This window comes from Klebsiella sp. JB_Kp004, assembly GCF_040065795.1.
Taxonomy (GTDB): domain Bacteria; phylum Pseudomonadota; class Gammaproteobacteria; order Enterobacterales; family Enterobacteriaceae; genus Klebsiella; species Klebsiella quasipneumoniae.
Map to the genome: position 1 here is coordinate 1 of NZ_JBEAKW010000046.1, position 14,609 is coordinate 14,609.

The 14,609-nt window shown below is 60.3% G+C and carries 17 protein-coding genes; 8 read left to right on the forward strand and 9 right to left on the reverse strand.

Features of this window, described 5'->3' with window-relative positions; translation table 11 throughout:
• The first annotated feature begins 72 nt into the window (after positions 1 to 72).
• A complete protein-coding gene (locus ABLX76_RS20265; RefSeq protein ID WP_261901447.1) occupies positions 73 to 498 on the forward strand; it encodes a VOC family protein in 426 nt (141 codons plus the stop codon).
• A gap of 38 nt (positions 499 to 536) precedes the next feature.
• Here the strand turns inward: ABLX76_RS20265 and ABLX76_RS20270 are convergent, their stop codons facing one another.
• Entirely contained in the window at positions 537 to 983 is a 447-nt protein-coding gene (locus tag ABLX76_RS20270) for a VOC family protein (RefSeq protein ID WP_261901448.1), read from the reverse strand.
• Between the two features lie 177 nt (positions 984 to 1,160).
• On the opposite strand from ABLX76_RS20270, the gene ABLX76_RS20275 reads away from it, so the two are divergent.
• The 5 genes from ABLX76_RS20275 (at position 1,161) to ABLX76_RS20295 (ending at position 4,690) form a co-directional block, all read left to right on the forward strand.
• The gene (locus tag ABLX76_RS20275; RefSeq protein ID WP_023289646.1) at positions 1,161 to 2,348 is read left to right on the forward strand and encodes an MFS transporter; all 1,188 of its coding nucleotides are present in this window, start codon (positions 1,161 to 1,163) and stop codon (positions 2,346 to 2,348) included.
• 229 nt (positions 2,349 to 2,577) lie between these two features.
• The gene (locus ABLX76_RS20280; protein WP_008804940.1) at positions 2,578 to 2,868 is read left to right on the forward strand and encodes a hypothetical protein; all 291 of its coding nucleotides are present in this window, start codon (positions 2,578 to 2,580) and stop codon (positions 2,866 to 2,868) included.
• A 206-nt stretch (positions 2,869 to 3,074) separates the two neighbouring features.
• Positions 3,075 to 3,836 (forward strand): trans-aconitate 2-methyltransferase, encoded by a 762-nt coding sequence (gene tam, locus ABLX76_RS20285; protein WP_137916265.1) that lies wholly within the window; start codon positions 3,075 to 3,077, stop codon positions 3,834 to 3,836.
• Positions 3,837 to 3,998: 162 nt separating this feature from the next.
• Positions 3,999 to 4,319 (forward strand): carboxymuconolactone decarboxylase family protein, encoded by a 321-nt coding sequence (locus ABLX76_RS20290; RefSeq protein WP_023289644.1) that lies wholly within the window; start codon positions 3,999 to 4,001, stop codon positions 4,317 to 4,319.
• Positions 4,310 to 4,690, forward strand: a complete 381-nt coding sequence (locus ABLX76_RS20295; protein WP_261901449.1) for a tautomerase family protein — start codon at positions 4,310 to 4,312, stop codon at positions 4,688 to 4,690. The genes ABLX76_RS20290 and ABLX76_RS20295 overlap by 10 nt, the downstream gene beginning before the upstream one ends.
• Before the next feature lie 208 nt (positions 4,691 to 4,898).
• On the opposite strand, the gene ABLX76_RS20300 is transcribed toward ABLX76_RS20295, so the two are convergent.
• The 7 genes from ABLX76_RS20300 to sad all read right to left on the reverse strand — a co-directional run bounded on the left by ABLX76_RS20300 (position 4,899) and on the right by sad (position 12,078).
• Entirely contained in the window at positions 4,899 to 5,345 is a 447-nt protein-coding gene (locus ABLX76_RS20300; protein ID WP_032452801.1) for a GNAT family N-acetyltransferase, read from the reverse strand.
• A 261-nt stretch (positions 5,346 to 5,606) separates the two neighbouring features.
• Positions 5,607 to 7,058 (reverse strand): tagaturonate reductase, encoded by a 1,452-nt coding sequence (locus ABLX76_RS20305; RefSeq protein WP_060590741.1) that lies wholly within the window; start codon positions 7,056 to 7,058, stop codon positions 5,607 to 5,609.
• A gap of 113 nt (positions 7,059 to 7,171) precedes the next feature.
• Positions 7,172 to 7,702, reverse strand: coding sequence for a GNAT family N-acetyltransferase (locus ABLX76_RS20310; RefSeq protein WP_065882383.1), 531 nt, complete (start codon positions 7,700 to 7,702; stop codon positions 7,172 to 7,174).
• 76 nt (positions 7,703 to 7,778) lie between these two features.
• A complete protein-coding gene (locus ABLX76_RS20315) occupies positions 7,779 to 9,203 on the reverse strand; it encodes a GGDEF domain-containing protein (RefSeq protein ID WP_023289639.1) in 1,425 nt (474 codons plus the stop codon).
• A gap of 114 nt (positions 9,204 to 9,317) precedes the next feature.
• Positions 9,318 to 9,686 carry a DUF4186 domain-containing protein gene (locus ABLX76_RS20320; RefSeq protein ID WP_023289638.1) on the reverse strand — a complete coding sequence of 123 codons (369 nt, stop codon included), beginning with the start codon at positions 9,684 to 9,686 and terminating at the stop codon, positions 9,318 to 9,320.
• On the reverse strand, positions 9,686 to 10,612 hold the full coding sequence (gene glsB / locus ABLX76_RS20325) for a glutaminase B (RefSeq protein WP_348875168.1): 927 nt from the start codon (positions 10,610 to 10,612) through the stop codon (positions 9,686 to 9,688). Before glsB ends, ABLX76_RS20320 begins: the two co-directional genes overlap by 1 nt.
• Before the next feature lie 80 nt (positions 10,613 to 10,692).
• Complete coding sequence (sad, locus tag ABLX76_RS20330) at positions 10,693 to 12,078, reverse strand: succinate-semialdehyde dehydrogenase (RefSeq protein ID WP_065882378.1); 1,386 nt, start codon at positions 12,076 to 12,078, stop codon at positions 10,693 to 10,695.
• Positions 12,079 to 12,184: 106 nt separating this feature from the next.
• Here sad and ABLX76_RS20335 point away from each other — a divergent pair, with 106 nt between their 5' ends.
• A complete protein-coding gene (locus ABLX76_RS20335) occupies positions 12,185 to 13,063 on the forward strand; it encodes a LysR family transcriptional regulator (protein WP_023289635.1) in 879 nt (292 codons plus the stop codon).
• On the opposite strand, the gene ABLX76_RS20340 is transcribed toward ABLX76_RS20335, so the two are convergent.
• A complete protein-coding gene (locus tag ABLX76_RS20340) occupies positions 13,017 to 13,499 on the reverse strand; it encodes a GNAT family N-acetyltransferase (RefSeq protein WP_023289634.1) in 483 nt (160 codons plus the stop codon). The two genes, ABLX76_RS20335 and ABLX76_RS20340, sit on opposite strands and share 47 nt — an antisense overlap.
• Before the next feature lie 145 nt (positions 13,500 to 13,644).
• Here ABLX76_RS20340 and ABLX76_RS20345 point away from each other — a divergent pair, with 145 nt between their 5' ends.
• On the forward strand, positions 13,645 to 14,589 hold the full coding sequence (locus tag ABLX76_RS20345) for an L-lactate dehydrogenase (protein ID WP_044522927.1): 945 nt from the start codon (positions 13,645 to 13,647) through the stop codon (positions 14,587 to 14,589).
• The last annotated feature ends 20 nt before the right edge of the window (positions 14,590 to 14,609 follow it).

The following is a 14,609-nucleotide window of genomic DNA, read 5'->3' on the forward strand; positions in this document are numbered from 1 at the left end:
CGCGGCCATGATGCCGCTTTTTTGCCGGGTGGCGGCTGCGCCTGACCCGGCCTACGCCTTTTGGGAGTCATTATGTCGTTCTGCCACATGCGCATCGCCAGACCGGTCAGCGAACTGGAGAGCACCGCCAGCATGTATTGCGCCGGGCTGGGGCTGCAGCAACTTGGAAGCTTTACCGATCATGAAGGATTCAGCGGGATGATGATCGGTTCGCCGGATGCCAGCTGGCATCTGGAATTCACCCACTGCCGCCACCATCCCGTTACCCCCTCGCCAGGAGATGAAGATCTGCTGGTGCTGTACTATCCGCAGCCTGAGGCCTGGAAGGCACAATGCAGAGCCATGGACGCCGCCGGGTTTCTGCGCGTCACGGCATTCAACCCCTACTGGGAGGTTAACGGCGTCACTTTCGTCGACCGCGACGGCTATCGCACCGTGCTGCAAAACCGCGCTTGGGGGGAAGTGCGAAACGTTTCACATCACGAGGAGCCTCAATAACCTCCCCGAGGTGACCCGCACCGCGCCCGGCGGGGACGTTAAGCCTGTTCCGCCCGCAGCCACGGCGTCACGGTAAGCCCGGCCAGCAGACCTTCCGGACTGAGCAGACGGGTGACGGTCTGCCCCCACGGCTCGTCGCGCGCGGCAACAAGGAGATGGTACCCCTGCTGCTGCAGCCGCGCCGTCGCCGCGGCAAGGTCGCGGACCTCAAATTCAATCCACGCCTGCGGCACCGGCTCCGTCTCCGGCCACTGCTCCTGACCAAAACAGGAATGCGCCGCCTGCGCCAGCGGCCACAGCGCAAAATGCTTCACCCCGCCGATGGCATCCTGCTCGCTAAGCAGATACGCCTCGTTACCCGGCATCGGCTTCAGCGGTAATCCCAATGCCTGACAATAGAAATCACGGCTTTGCGAGGTGCTTTGGGTAATAGGGCCGAAGCCCGCAATGAACATAACGTCAATATCGGCGAATTCCTGGGACATATTCTCTCCTCAAGGCGGCGGCAAGATACCGTCATCATGCCCCGAAGCCGGCGTCAGCGGCAACACCGTTAATGACGGCGGCGAGGCCATCGATCACGGATAAAACGCCCTCGCCACTCGCCAGCCTCTTCGCGGCGCGTTATGCTAAACATCCCTATGTATTAACCCTTTATCCCTATGAGCACTTCCGTCAGCACCACGCAACTTAATCTGCGCATCATTTCGATCGTTGTTTTTACCTGTATCTGTTACCTCTCCATTGGTCTGCCGCTGGCCGTTCTGCCGGGTTATATTCACTATCAGCTGGGCTACAGCACCTTTGTCGCCGGGATCGTGATCAGCCTGCAGTACATCTCGACGCTGATAAGCCGGCCGCACGCCGGGCGCTACACCGATATCTGGGGCCCGAAAAAAGTGGTTAGCCTCGGGATCGTCTGCTGTCTGCTCAGCGGCGCCTTCACGCTGCTGGCGGTAATGTTGCAGGCGATGCCGATGCTGGCGATTGCCGCGCTGTTGGCGGGCCGGGTGTTTCTTGGCGTCGGCGAAAGCTTTACCGCCACCGGCGCCACGCTATGGGGGATCAAAACCGTCGGCGCGATCCATACGTCGCGGGTGATCTCCTGGAACGGCGTGGCAACCTATGTGGCGATGGCGGTCGGCGCGCCGCTGGGGGTCACCCTTAACCAGTATTTCGGCATCAGCGGCTTTGCCACGGTGGTGGTGCTGGTCGCCGCCATCGGCCTGCTGTTCGCCCGCACGCGGCAGGACGTCAGCGTGACCGCCGGCGTCAGAGCGCCCTTTCACGCGGTGGTGCGCAAAATCTGGCCTTATGGGCTGGGGCTGGCCTTTGGCACCGTCGGTTTCGGCGTTATTGCCACCTTTATCACCCTCTACTTTGCCGCGCACAGCTGGCAGGGCGCCGCGTTTACCCTCTCGCTGTTCAGCGTCGGCTTTATCTGTGTTCGCCTGGTGCTGGGGAACACCATCACTCGCTATGGCGGGGTCCCGGTATCCCTGGCCTGCTTCGTCATCGAATGTCTCGGCCTGCTGCTTATCTGGCTGGCGCCGTCGGCCTGGGTGGCGGGGATCGGCGCCTTTCTCACCGGCTCGGGTTTTTCGCTGGTCTTCCCGGCGTTGGGGGTTGAGGCGGTAAAACAGGTGGAAGAGCAAAACCAGGGGACCGCCCTTGGCACCTACTCGGCGTTCCTTGATCTCGCGCTGGGGCTGACCGGGCCGCTGGCCGGCTGGGTCGCCGGTTACTACGATCTCGCCACCCTGTATCTGCTGGCGGCAATCGTCGTAGTGTTCGCTTTCCTGCTGATTTTACGCGTATATCTGCAACAGCGGGCCGCGGTCAGGACGTAGCCAGGCCCGGCTCGCGGAACGCCGCGGGCCGCCGACACCGGCAAAAAACGAATCGGCAATTGACGACGATTCGGCTTCCGTGCCAACATCCCTTTCAGCGTCTGGCGACAGATGCAAGGACGGTGGCGGAAAACAACAGAGATCGCGCAACGATCCGGCCCGCCGCCGTAGTCCAATCCGAATCACTGACCCACACGGTGAATTCCTGATTCTGGCGGGAAACACAGACATGCACCAAAGTTTTAATCAGCGCGTTCATTTCTATTACTGCGTCCTGGTCGCGCTGAAGATGCACGGAAAGTCGAAAAAGTCGGGCGGTATCAGAGGAAAGAACAACTTTCTGCTGAAATGGCTGCGCCGGGCGCAGGATAACAACATTTTCCCTCCCGATATCACCAGTGAAATCGAATGGCTGCGCGGGAAGATTATTCAGGCCGGCTACGATACCGATCTCGAGCCGATGCTGGATTTTGTTTACGCCACCGCCAGCCGCGCCGAAGCGCTCAAGAACGCCGAATAAGCCACTGCGCCCGCTGCGGGCGCAGATGCTGCCCAATCCGCTTACTCCCTGACAATGTGCACATCACGCACGGGATAGCCTGCTGAGGTCACTTTATCGGTGACACTGTCACGCACGGCAGATGCTGCAGTGGATCATTTCCCCCTGACAGGCGGCCCCGGGCGTTCTATGCTTTGCCCTGTCTCCCTTACACAGGACAACGCCCGATGGCCGACTGGAACCCTTCCCTGTATCTGCAGTTTGACGCTGAGCGCACCCGCCCGGCGGCTGACCTGCTTTCCCGTATCGCTCACCTGCAGGTCGAGAGCGTCGTTGACCTTGGCTGCGGGCCGGGCAACAGTACCCGCCTGCTGCGTGCCGCCTGGCCGCTGGCGGCGATCGTCGGTATCGATAACTCCCCGGCCATGCTGGGCCAGGCGACGCAGGCCTTACCTGACTGTGAGTTTATCGAGGCCGATATCGCCAGCTGGCGGCCTGCGCAACCGCCAGACGTCATCTATGCCAACGCCTCGCTGCAGTGGCTGGCGGATCATGAGACGCTGTTTCCGCATCTGGTTAACCAGCTGGCGGAGAACGGTACGCTGGCGGTGCAGATGCCGGATAACTGGCAGGAGCCCTCCCATACTCTGATGCGTCAGGTCGCCGGCGAGCTGGGATTGCCGGACCGTGGTCGCCAGCCCTTGCTTCCGCCGAACGCCTGGTACGATCTGCTCACCCGTCAGGGCTGCGAAGTTGATATCTGGCGCACCACCTATTTTCATCCGCTCGCTTCGCATCAGGCGATCGTCGACTGGCTGCAGGGCACCGGACTGCGACCTTATCTGACGGGCCTAGATGAACCGGCCAGGAGCGCCTTTCTGACCCGCTATTTGGCATTGCTGGCCGACCACTATCCGTTACAGTGTAACGGAATGGTGCTTCTGCGCTTCCCGCGTCTGTTTATCGTGGCGCGAAAAAGAGCCGCCTGACGGTTGGCCTGAGCAAGTCGTAAAACATAACCAACACATAAATAAGAGCGGGCCAGCTGACCATCCTGATTTTCAGGATTAACTATCCTGAACATTGCGATATTCAACACATTCCTCAGCGTGCGACAGTGACGACCACTTCAACCTGTAACGGGAGTCACTATGCATACCCCCCCTGTCGATCGCCACACGCTGGCCGCCATTGCGCCAAAACTGGCCGAACTGACCGAAACGGTGCTGTTTGGCGATATCTGGGCACGCAGCGAGCTGTCGCTCCGCGAACGCAGCTTAATCACCCTCTCCGCCCTGACGGCGCTGGGCAAAACGGAGCAACTGCCCTGGCATATCGCCTACGGCTATCAAAATGGCCTGAGCCAGGAGGAGATGGTCGAAATGTTTACCCACCTGGCGTTCTACGCCGGCTGGCCGGCGGCGGCCAGCGCCCTGACCTGCCTGAACGCGCAGGAGGCGCCATGCCTCTGACGCGTATTTCGCTTGGCGCGGCCTGGCGCCCCGCGGAGTTTGCTCAACTGTCGGCGCTATTCCATGAATGCCTGGTGGCGGAGTTTGACGTGCCGCCGGCGGACAAATTTCAGTTTATCGAGCAGACCGCCGACGGACAGCGCATTTACGACCCGCATTATCTCAGCTGCGGGCGCAGCGCCCGCTTCGTGCTGTTTCATATTTTCGCCGGGAAGCCGCGCCGCCGGGCGCAGAAACAGGGGTTCTACCGTCGGCTGTGCGCGCGGTTAGCCGATGAGATGGCGGTCAGCCCGAAGGACGTGATGGTGGTGATCCAGTTTAACCAGCTGGAGGACTGGAGTTTCAGCGCCGGCATAATGGCGGGTGAATAAGACAGGCGGCGCCTGCAGAGCGCCGCGATTCAGGCTATTTTGTTGCTACCAGGCGAGATGATGCACCAGTGACAGATCCCAGGCCGTCGCCAAGAGCGAAAGAAACATTATCAGATTGACCACTGTTTCGAGACGTTTTTCCATCGTTGCTTCTCCTGAGCCTGTTTCCCCTGTTATAGCGGGAAAAGCTTAACAACATCTTATCGCTTCAGGAGTCGAGGGTGATCCTGTAGCGCACATAATCGTCAGCCGGGGTGAATTCATCATACAGGTGGCGGGCGGGATTATCACGGCGAGTATGCCAGTACAGACGTGACCAGCCTTTCTCAGCCCCTTCGGTTTGCAGCGACTTAATCAGCGTTCTGGCAATGCCTTGTCCGCGGAACGCAGGATCGACGAATAGATCCTCCAGATAGCAGATCGGCGTGGTGACCCAGGTGCCTTCGTGCAGAATGCAGATAGCGAACCCCACCACGGTATCATCCACCACCGCGACTCTGCCCAGCACGGGTGAGTTCACCTCCAGCATCCGCTGCCAGGTGCATTCGGTCACCTCTTCCGGCTGCGGGCTGCCGTAGAAGCGGGTATAGCCTTCCCAGAGCTGAAGCCATTCGGCTTTGTCATGCGGCCGAACTTCCCGGATATCGATGACCATGCGAGTTTCCTTACAGATGAATGAATTAGCCTGCGAACATTGGCAGGAAATATGTGATATGTGTTAAGGCCATTATTTTCCTGCGCAGGTATTTGTTCAAGCGGCTTAACCACAATTCTCCCCCTGTGCAGGGCGATTTGGCACTAAAAAGCCTTTTGCAGCGAGGCTGCCGACCGGCTAAATCTGGTTAATAAAAAAGTATGTTGTAACTAATTCGATTGCGATTAAACCCGGCCGCAGCCGGGTGAATAGACTCCGCTTTCAGCAGAGCGGCCTGACGGCGTCGCGCATACCGCGGGTCAGGATAGCGTCAAGGTCAGCGGCGACCTGCTCCACCAGGCCGGGGATCTGGCTGAGATCCTGCTCCCAGTGGGACTCCACGCTGAGCACGGCGGAAACCAGCTCGCGGGTGCATATCTGGCCGTCACGATGGCGCGCCCAAAGCGTCTGGTAGCGCGTCAGCCATTCCGCATCATCCTGTACCGGATAGCTTGTCCCCTCCCGCTCTCCCCGGTAGAAGGCGATCAGCGCCGCCAGGGCGAAGGTCAGGCGCGGCGGCAGCGCGCCATGCGCCTTCTGCCCTGCCAGCAGCTGCGGCAGAATACGGGTGCGGTATTTGGTCATGCCGTTGAGAGCGATCGAGAGCAGCTGATGTTTGATATAGGGATTACGGAAGCGCCCGGTCACGGCGCTGGCGAATGACACCAGCTCATCGCGCGGCAGATCCAGCACCGGAATAATCTCGTCATAAATCGCCTTTTCGACAAACGCGCAAATTTCCGCATCGTTCATCGCCTCGCCGACGGTGTCGATCCCGGCCTGGAAGGCCACCGGCACCAGGGCGGTGTGCGCCCCGTTGAGGATCGCCACTTTGCGCTCTTTATAGGGCTTGATATCGTCCACGATGCGCACATTGAGCGGCAGCTTATCGAGTCGCAGCTCGCTGGCTAATGAGGCGGGCCCCTGAATAACGAACAAATAAAAGTGCTCGGCAGTATCGAGGAAAGCGTCCTGATAGCCGGTTTGCGCCTCCAGAGCCGCCACTTCATCGCGCGGGTAGCCGGTCACAATGCGATCCACCAGCGTGGAACAGAAGGTATTTGCCGACGTCAGCCAGTTGATAAAGGCCTGCGGCAGCTGCCACTCGGAGGCATAGCGCAGCACCAGCGTCTGCAACGCCTCGCCGTTATAATCGATCAGTTCGCAGGGGATGATCACCCATCCCTTATCGGCTGCGCCGGCAAAATGCTGGTAGCGTTCAAACAGCAGGCGGGTCAGTTTTGCCGGATAGCTTACCGGCGGCGCGTCATCAAACCGATCCCCGGCATGGTAGCTGATGCCCGCCTCAGTGGTATTGGAAAAGACAAACCGCATCTGGGGGTTATGCGCCAGACGTAAAAAAGCGTCGTAGTCAGCGTAAGCGCTGATTTCCCGGTTGACCGAGCGGATCAGCCGCGCGTCGCTCACCGCTTCGCCCTGCTCGTTGAGACCGCGAATGATAGTGGTATAGAGGCCGTCCTGGGTGTTCAGGGAGGGTGGGAAATCGGTGGCGATAGGACGAACGACCACGATGCCAGCATTCAGGTCGGTATGCGTGTTGAGCAGGTCAATCTGCCAGTCAACGAATGCGCGCAGGAAGTTACCTTCTCCAAACTGGATGATACGGTCAGGGTACTGCGCGCCGGGGAAATCACGACGGTTTAACGTTTTCACAATGGGTTCCCTCTAAGAGTAGTCATACAACCTGAGTAATTGGTCCAATAACTTATCAGGTTTTACTACCAGTGAAACCCTGTTTTGATCAAAGGATTCTGTAATAACCGCCGTCAGGGAAGAAACTTATAGAACAGTGAAGTGGCGGTCATCTCACCGTCAGGCATCAGCGCATAGCGCGGAATTTCGCCCACTTTTTCCCAGCCACAGCGGACATAGAACTGTTCCGCCCCGCTGCCGGTCGCCGTGTCCAGCACCAGCACCGTCTTGCCTACCCGCCGGGCGGTTTGCTCCAGCTCCGCCATCAGCGCGTTGGCAATCCCCAGGCGACGGGCATTTTGGTGAACCAAAAGTTTGGCCACGTCCGCACGATGGGGTTGGTTTTCCGGTTGGCTGGTGATCAGTTGCACGGTGCCGACGGGACGTTCCTCAGCGTCAAGGGCGGCCAGCACGATGCGCTCCCCGGCCGCCACGCTGTTGGCGACATGTTGCCAGAAGGTCGTCGCCGTCTGCTGACTGAAAGGCAGCATAAAGCTCACCGAGGCGCCGCCGTTCACGCAGCTCGCCAGGATATCGCTTAATGCCGGAAGGTGATGAAGAATATCGTCGCGCGATAGCGTGCGCAGTGAAAATGATGTGATCATACTAGCTCCTTGTTTTTGACCACATCACTATATTTTAACCAAGCATTAACACAAGCATAACACCTATAGGATTTTCTTATGGTGCGCTTTCCGTCAGCGTCGGCATACAGATGCGGTTACGGCCTGTCTGTTTGGCTTTGACCATTTCATCGTCCGCCGCCAGCAGCAGCTGGTTAAACAGCTCGGTAATACGGGCCTGGCCCACCTCGCGTGTCTCCAGTCCCATACTGATGGTCAGGTGGATCGGGTTATGTCCCCAACCGAAAGCTTGCGACTCTACGCCGTGGCGGATCTTCTCCGCCAGCAGGTAACCCTGCTGGGTGCTGTCGACCACGGCGGCGACCGCAAACTCCTCGCCGCCGATACGGGCGACCATACCCTGCTCGCCCACCAGTTGCCTGACCTGCTGGGCAAACTGAGTCAGTACGCAATCTCCGCCCTCATGGCCCAGGGCATCGTTCACCCTTTTGAAGCCATCGATATCCAGCACCATCACCGTCAGCAGTTTATCGGCCGGCAAGGCCTGACGCTTCAGCGCCTCGCTCAGCCCGGAACGGGAATAGACCCGGGTCTGGAAATCAAAATCGGCGCGCAGGGCCAGCTGTTTCACCAGCATGTTAATCGCCTCGACGCTGGAGGCGACGATCACCGGACTTATCAGCATCGCCGCGATCCCCAGGCGAGTGGAGAACAGCTGCCACGGCTGCATTCGCGTATCCGGCGCAAAGTGAATTAACGAGTTGGCCACCAGCAGTATCTCGCCGATGCCGGTGAGAAAGGTCAACAGGCAGGTCAGCGGCAGCGGATAGCGCACGGCGCACCAGATCAGGGCCGGTAACGGGAAGGTAATGCTGCCGGCGCCGCCCACCGCCACGCCGAGGGCAATCGACAGCACCAGCGCCAGCGCGGGCAGCAGCTGGCGAAAGCGAAAACCGCTTAACGCGGAGGGCAGCGTCAGGGTCAGAATAAACGGCAGAATAAGCACCGCCGTCGAGAACTGCTCGCTAAACCAGTCCGCCAGCTGGGGAATAAAGGTGGCGCGCTCGACGTCCACCGACCCCAACGCGCCGACCGCTGCGCACAGCAGCGCGGCTAACAGACAGAAACAGAATAAATTAAGCGCGTTAATCGGGCCGGGCATCGAGTCGGCGCGTCGTTTATCCCACAGCACCAGCTGCGCCAGGGTCACAATAAAGACAATATTGGAGAAGTTAATCAGCAATGAGGCAAAGCCCATTCCCCAGCGCGAAGTTAATCCGTCATAGACCAGCATTGCCGCAAAGCAGACGGCATAAAAATAGCTGCGATTAAGCCATACGTAGCGCGCAAAGATCCCGGCCATCACTGCGTTGAGCGGCCAGAAGAAAGAGAGCTCCTGCACCAGACGCAGCATCGCGCCCAGAAAATGCAGCAATAGCGTTAACGTAAATAAGACCAGTGCATCGCGCACGGGTTGTTCTTCACGAAACAGCGTAAATGACCGAATCGACAGTGAAGACATTCAGTAATTATCCGTCTAATTGTTTCAGGCAATTATAATGTTAATAGTTAGTTAGCGGATTATCATAACATGAGAATATTTATCAGGCATACTCCGGCGCCGATCAAATGCAAATTAGCGCACAGACGGGCCATTCATCTGCAGCACCAGCCAGCGGTGGATCACCTGCACAATATAGCGCTGCTCCTGCTCGCTCAGCGCGCGGCCATGGGGAATGGCGTGCCATTTTTCCAGGCAGCCGCGACAGCAGGTGGCGGTCGCGTGCTGGGCGATAAACACCGGGTGACCGCGCATCGGCGTCTGCTTGCCATCATTGGCCGGCGCGGCGGACGCCAGCCGCTGACGGATAAAATCGGCGGCATGCTGGTCGATGACCTCCGGCCCTTTATCGAGGCAGTATTGCCGCTCTTTCATTCCCAGCCGGAAGCGTGAACGAAACGTCGAACGCGCCAGGCGAGCAAATAATCGATCCTGATCGACCATCAGAACACCGACCTCCCCATCCGCTGAGTCAGTTTCTCCAGCAGCGCCACGCCGGCCAGGGAGTTCCCCGCCTCGTCAAGCTCCGGGCTCCAGACCGCGATCGCCATCTCCTGCGGCACAATTGCCACAATTCCGCCGCCGACGCCCGATTTCGCCGGCAGACCGACGCGCCAGGCAAACTCGCCGGCGTTCTGGTACATGCCGCTGGTCATCATCAGGGCATTCACCTGGCGGGACTGTATCGGCGTGATAACCGGCGTTTCGAGATGCGGGGCAATGCCGCGGTCGGCGAGAAACAGAAAGGTTCGCGCCAGCTCGACGCAACTCATCTCCAGCGAACAGTAGTGGAAATAGTTCTGCAGCACGGTGGCGACATCATTATGGAAGTTGCCGAAGGATTTCATCAGCCAGGCGATAGCGGCGTTGCGCGCCGAATGCTCAAACTCAGAGCGGGCCACCAGCGGATCGTAGGCGATATCGGCCACGCCGCTCAGGCGGCGGACAATCTCCAGCATTCGCTGGCGCGGCGCGCTGAGCCGGCTCTGCAGCATGTCGCAGACAACCAGCGCCCCGGCGTTGATAAACGGGTTGCGCGGTTTGCCCTGCTCGATCTCGAGCTGCAGAAGCGAGTTAAAGGGCTGACCGGAGGGATCTTTCCCTACCCGCTGCCAGATCTCCTCTTCCTGATAGTGGTTCATGGCCACCACCAGACTCAATACCTTGGAGATCGACTGGATGGAGAATCGTTCATGGGCATCGCCGGCGGCAAAATGTTGCCCGTCCACCGTACAGATAGCGATGCCAAGCTTATCGCCGCTGACGCTGGCCAGCGCCGGAATATAATCCGCCACTTTACCGCGGCCAATCAGCGGCCTGATTTCTGCCAGAATGGCTTCCAGCATTGCGTTATTGATCACCGTCGCCACACGCGGCTCCTTGCCCACCGTCAAATTTTGGTGGGCGAGTATAGCAGACGAGAACGACGGTCGTCAGGGGCAAACGCAGATTAGCGACGGTCTTTCCAGACGGTCTGCGCATTGCAGAACTCATGCAGGCCAAAATGCGACAGTTCGCGACCAAAACCGCTCTTCTTCACGCCGCCGAAAGCCACCCGGGCGTCGCTGGCGCAGTAGCCGTTAAGGAAGACACCGCCGCACTCCAGCTCGCGGGCAAAGCGCTGGGCCTGCGCCTCGTCGGTGGTGTAGACCGTTGCCGACAGGCCAAATTCGCTGTCGTTGGCGAGGGCCAGCGCATGGTCTGCGTCACGGGCGGTGGTCAGGGTCGCGACCGGACCAAACAGCTCCTGGCGGAAGCCGGTCATGCCGGCGGTGACGTTGCCCAGGACCGTTGGCGCATAGTAATTGCCCGCCCCTTCGATTTTTTCCGCCCCCAGCAGCAGGGTTGCGCCTTCATCGAGGGTCGCCGTTACCTGCTGGTGCAGTTCATCGCGCAGATCGAATCGCGCCATCGGCCCGACGTAATTCTGCTCGTCGCGCGGATCGCCCATCTTCAGCGCCGCGACGGCGTCGACAAATTTGCGGGTGAAGGCCTCGGCAATGCCGGCTTCGAGGATAAAGCGCTTCGACGCGGCGCACACCTGGCCGCTGTTCTGATAGCGGCCGGTGACGGCGGCCTTCACCGCTTCATCCAGATCGGCATCATTCAAAACGATAAAGGGATCGGATCCCCCCAGCTCGAGCACGCATTTCTTCAACGCTGCGCCCGCCTGAGCGCCAATCGCTTTCCCGGCGCGGACGCTGCCGGTGACGGTCACCGCCGCGATGCGGTCGTCATTGATAATCTGCGTAACGCCGTCATTGGTGGCGTTGACCCAGCCAAACACGCCCTCCGGCAGGCCGGCGGCGGCAAAAATCTCGCCCAGCAGGCGGGCGCTGCCCATCACGTTCGGGGCGTGCTTCAGCAGGTAGCTGTTGCCGGCCAGCAGGATCGGCACCGCGCCGCGCAGCACCTGCCAGACCGGGAAGTTCCACGGCATCACCGCCAGAATGGCCCCCAGCGGACGATATTCGATCACCGCCTGGTTATTTTCCACCAGCGTGGCTTCGGTCGCCAGCATCGCCGGGCCATGTTCGGCATACCAGTCACAGAGATTGGCGGATTTCGCCACCTCGCCGCGAGCCTGAGCAATCGGTTTGCCCATCTCGAGAGTGATCGTCTGGGCCACCTCTTCACCGCGGGCGCGCAGCTCGGCCCCGATGCGGCGCAGCGCGTCGGCGCGTGCGGCGAGCGGCGTCTGACGCCACTGGCGATAGCCCGCCGCGGCGAGAGCGATAGCCGCGTCGACCTCGCGTTCGCTGGCCCACGGCAGCGAGGAGACCACCTCGCCGGTAGTCGGGTTGACGGAGACGGCGTGCGTTGCAGATAAATTCATCGTTATTCTCTCTCTCGTTGCTTGCGAAGTGAACGTATTCTGGCTTACCTTTCCATTCATTGAAAATGAATAATATTAAGCAACGCATTCACAAAAGAAGAATAGTATGGACCTGACTCAGCTAGAGATGTTTAACGCCGTCGCCAGCACCGGCAGCATTACCCAGGCGGCGCAGAAAGTGCATCGCGTGCCGTCCAACCTCACCACCCGCATCCGCCAGCTGGAGGCGGATCTTGGCGTTGAGCTGTTTATCCGCGAGAACCAGCGGCTGCGCCTCTCGCCCGCGGGCCACAGCTTCTTACGCTACAGCCAGCAGATCCTCGCCCTGGTGGACGAGGCGCGAATGGTAGTGGCGGGCGACGAACCCCAGGGACTCTTCTCTCTCGGTTCGCTGGAGAGCACCGCGGCGGTGCGGATCCCCACCACCCTGGCCCACTTTAATCAGCGCTACCCGAAAATTCATCTCGCCCTCTCCACCGGCCCCTCCGGGACGATGATCGACGGCGTGCTGGAGGGAGCCCTGAGCGCCGCGTTCGTTGACGGACCGCTGGTGCACCCGGGCCTGGAGGGGCTGCCGGTGTTCCCTGAAGAGATGATGATCGTCGCCCCCTACGGCCACGCGCCCATCGCCCGCGCCAGCGAAGTGAACGGGGCTAATGTCTACGCTTTTCGCGCCAACTGTTCCTACCGCCGGCATTTTGAGAGCTGGTTCCATGCCGACAGAGCTACTCCGGGCCGGATCCATGAGATGGAGTCTTATCACGGGATGCTGGCCTGCGTGATCGCCGGCGCCGGGCTGGCGCTGATCCCGCGCAGTATGCTGGAGAGTATGCCGGGCCATCAGCAGGTTTCCGCCTGGCCGCTGGCGGAAGAGTGGCGCTGGCTCACCACCTGGCTGGTGTGGCGCCGGGGCGCCAAAACCCGCCAGCTGGAAGCGTTTATAGCGCTGCTGAACGAAGATCGGCAAACAGCGGTTTCTCCATAAAGACGCTGAGCGGATCGGGCTGGTAGGGAGCAAACGCGCAGCGGGTCTGATAGCCGTTGCGCGTATAGAGGGTGATGGCCGCATGCTGATGGATGCCGGTCTCCAGGCGCAGAGTATGGCAGTCGCGCTGGCGCGCTTTCGCCTCCAGGGCCGCCAGCAGCTTTTCTCCCAGCTGTTGCCCACGATGCTGTGGATCAATATAGACCCGCTTCATCTCGCCAAAACCTTCCTCGCTGAGGACGATAGCCCCACAGCCAACGGCTTCGCCCTGCGGACTGCGGATCGCCAGGGCGATCACTGTCTCCGGCGGCAGCTGACCGAGGTCCAGCAGATGGTTGCTCTCCGCCGGGTAGAGTGTCTCCTGCCAAGCGTCGAGGGCGGCAATCAGGGCGGTAAATTCGGCGTCGGTGGGGGCGATGTCGGTGATGGTATACATAGGTGAGCTCCTTTTTTTACGCCACTGTAGCGCGCCCCGGAACGGTTACCGCCATAGCATTAACTTATATTGCCGCCCGCCACTTGCGCTAACTAACTGAAACGCAGTAACTTTATCCCCTGCTGTCCGTTTTTGAGACCTGAATATGCGCACCAAAGCCCGTAAAGTGATGATTATTGGCGCCGGTAACGTCGGCGCGTCAGCGGCCTACGCCCTGCTCAACCAGAGCATTTGTGAGGAGCTGATCCTCGTCGACCTTAACCAGCCGCGCGCCGAGGCCCACGCTCAGGACCTCAGCGATGCCGCGGCCTATCTGCCGGGAATGATGACCATCTCCACCCGCGAGGCCAGCGACTGCGCCGATGTCGACATCGCGGTGATCACCGTCTCCGGCGGCGCGCTGCGCCCCGGCCAGAGCCGTCTCGATGAACTGACCACTACCGCGAAAATCGTCAAGAGCATTGTGCCGACGATGATGGCCAACGGGTTTAACGGCATCTTCCTGGTGGCCACCAACCCGTGTGACATCATCACCTGGCAGGTATGGCAGCTCTCCGGCCTGCCGCGCAGCCAGGTGCTGGGCACCGGCGTCTGGCTGGATACCACCCGCCTGCGTCGTCTGCTGGCGCAGGAGCTGAACATTGGCGCCCAGAGCATCGACGCTTTTATCCTCGGCGAGCACGGCGATACCCAGTTTCCGGTATGGTCGCACTCCTCGGTATATGGCACGCCGATCGCCGACCTCTACCAGCAACGCACCGGCCGGCCGCTCGACCGGGAGGCGATGGCCGACAAAGTGCGCAAGCTGGGGTTTGAGATCTACGCCGGCAAAGGCTGTACGGAATATGGCGTGGCAGGCACCATCGCCGAGATCTGCCGCAATATTTTTACCGGCAGCCACCGCGCGCTGGCGGTCTCCTGCATTCTTGACGGTGAGTACGGGGTCAGCGGCGCGGCGGCTGGGGTGCCGGCGGTGCTGGCCCAGGGGGGCGTGGAGCAGATTATCGAACTGCGGCTGGCCGGCGAAGAACAGGCGAAGTTCAGCCAGTCGGTTGCGGTGATCAAAGCCAATATCGCGCGTCTGCCCTGACGGCAGACGGCGGCGTCTGG

Coding starts and splice junctions, on each gene's coding strand:
- ABLX76_RS20265 (WP_261901447.1), top strand. CDS start 73: ATGTCGTTCTGCCACATGCGCATCGCCAGACCGGTCAGCGAACTGGAG.
- ABLX76_RS20270 (WP_261901448.1), bottom strand. CDS start 983: ATGTCCCAGGAATTCGCCGATATTGACGTTATGTTCATTGCGGGCTTC.
- ABLX76_RS20275 (WP_023289646.1), top strand. CDS start 1,161: ATGAGCACTTCCGTCAGCACCACGCAACTTAATCTGCGCATCATTTCG.
- ABLX76_RS20280 (WP_008804940.1), top strand. CDS start 2,578: ATGCACCAAAGTTTTAATCAGCGCGTTCATTTCTATTACTGCGTCCTG.
- tam (WP_137916265.1), top strand. CDS start 3,075: ATGGCCGACTGGAACCCTTCCCTGTATCTGCAGTTTGACGCTGAGCGC.
- ABLX76_RS20290 (WP_023289644.1), top strand. CDS start 3,999: ATGCATACCCCCCCTGTCGATCGCCACACGCTGGCCGCCATTGCGCCA.
- ABLX76_RS20295 (WP_261901449.1), top strand. CDS start 4,310: ATGCCTCTGACGCGTATTTCGCTTGGCGCGGCCTGGCGCCCCGCGGAG.
- ABLX76_RS20300 (WP_032452801.1), bottom strand. CDS start 5,345: ATGGTCATCGATATCCGGGAAGTTCGGCCGCATGACAAAGCCGAATGG.
- ABLX76_RS20310 (WP_065882383.1), bottom strand. CDS start 7,702: ATGATCACATCATTTTCACTGCGCACGCTATCGCGCGACGATATTCTT.
- ABLX76_RS20315 (WP_023289639.1), bottom strand. CDS start 9,203: ATGTCTTCACTGTCGATTCGGTCATTTACGCTGTTTCGTGAAGAACAA.
- ABLX76_RS20320 (WP_023289638.1), bottom strand. CDS start 9,686: ATGGTCGATCAGGATCGATTATTTGCTCGCCTGGCGCGTTCGACGTTT.
- sad (WP_065882378.1), bottom strand. CDS start 12,078: ATGAATTTATCTGCAACGCACGCCGTCTCCGTCAACCCGACTACCGGC.
- ABLX76_RS20335 (WP_023289635.1), top strand. CDS start 12,185: ATGGACCTGACTCAGCTAGAGATGTTTAACGCCGTCGCCAGCACCGGC.
- ABLX76_RS20340 (WP_023289634.1), bottom strand. CDS start 13,499: ATGTATACCATCACCGACATCGCCCCCACCGACGCCGAATTTACCGCC.
- ABLX76_RS20345 (WP_044522927.1), top strand. CDS start 13,645: ATGCGCACCAAAGCCCGTAAAGTGATGATTATTGGCGCCGGTAACGTC.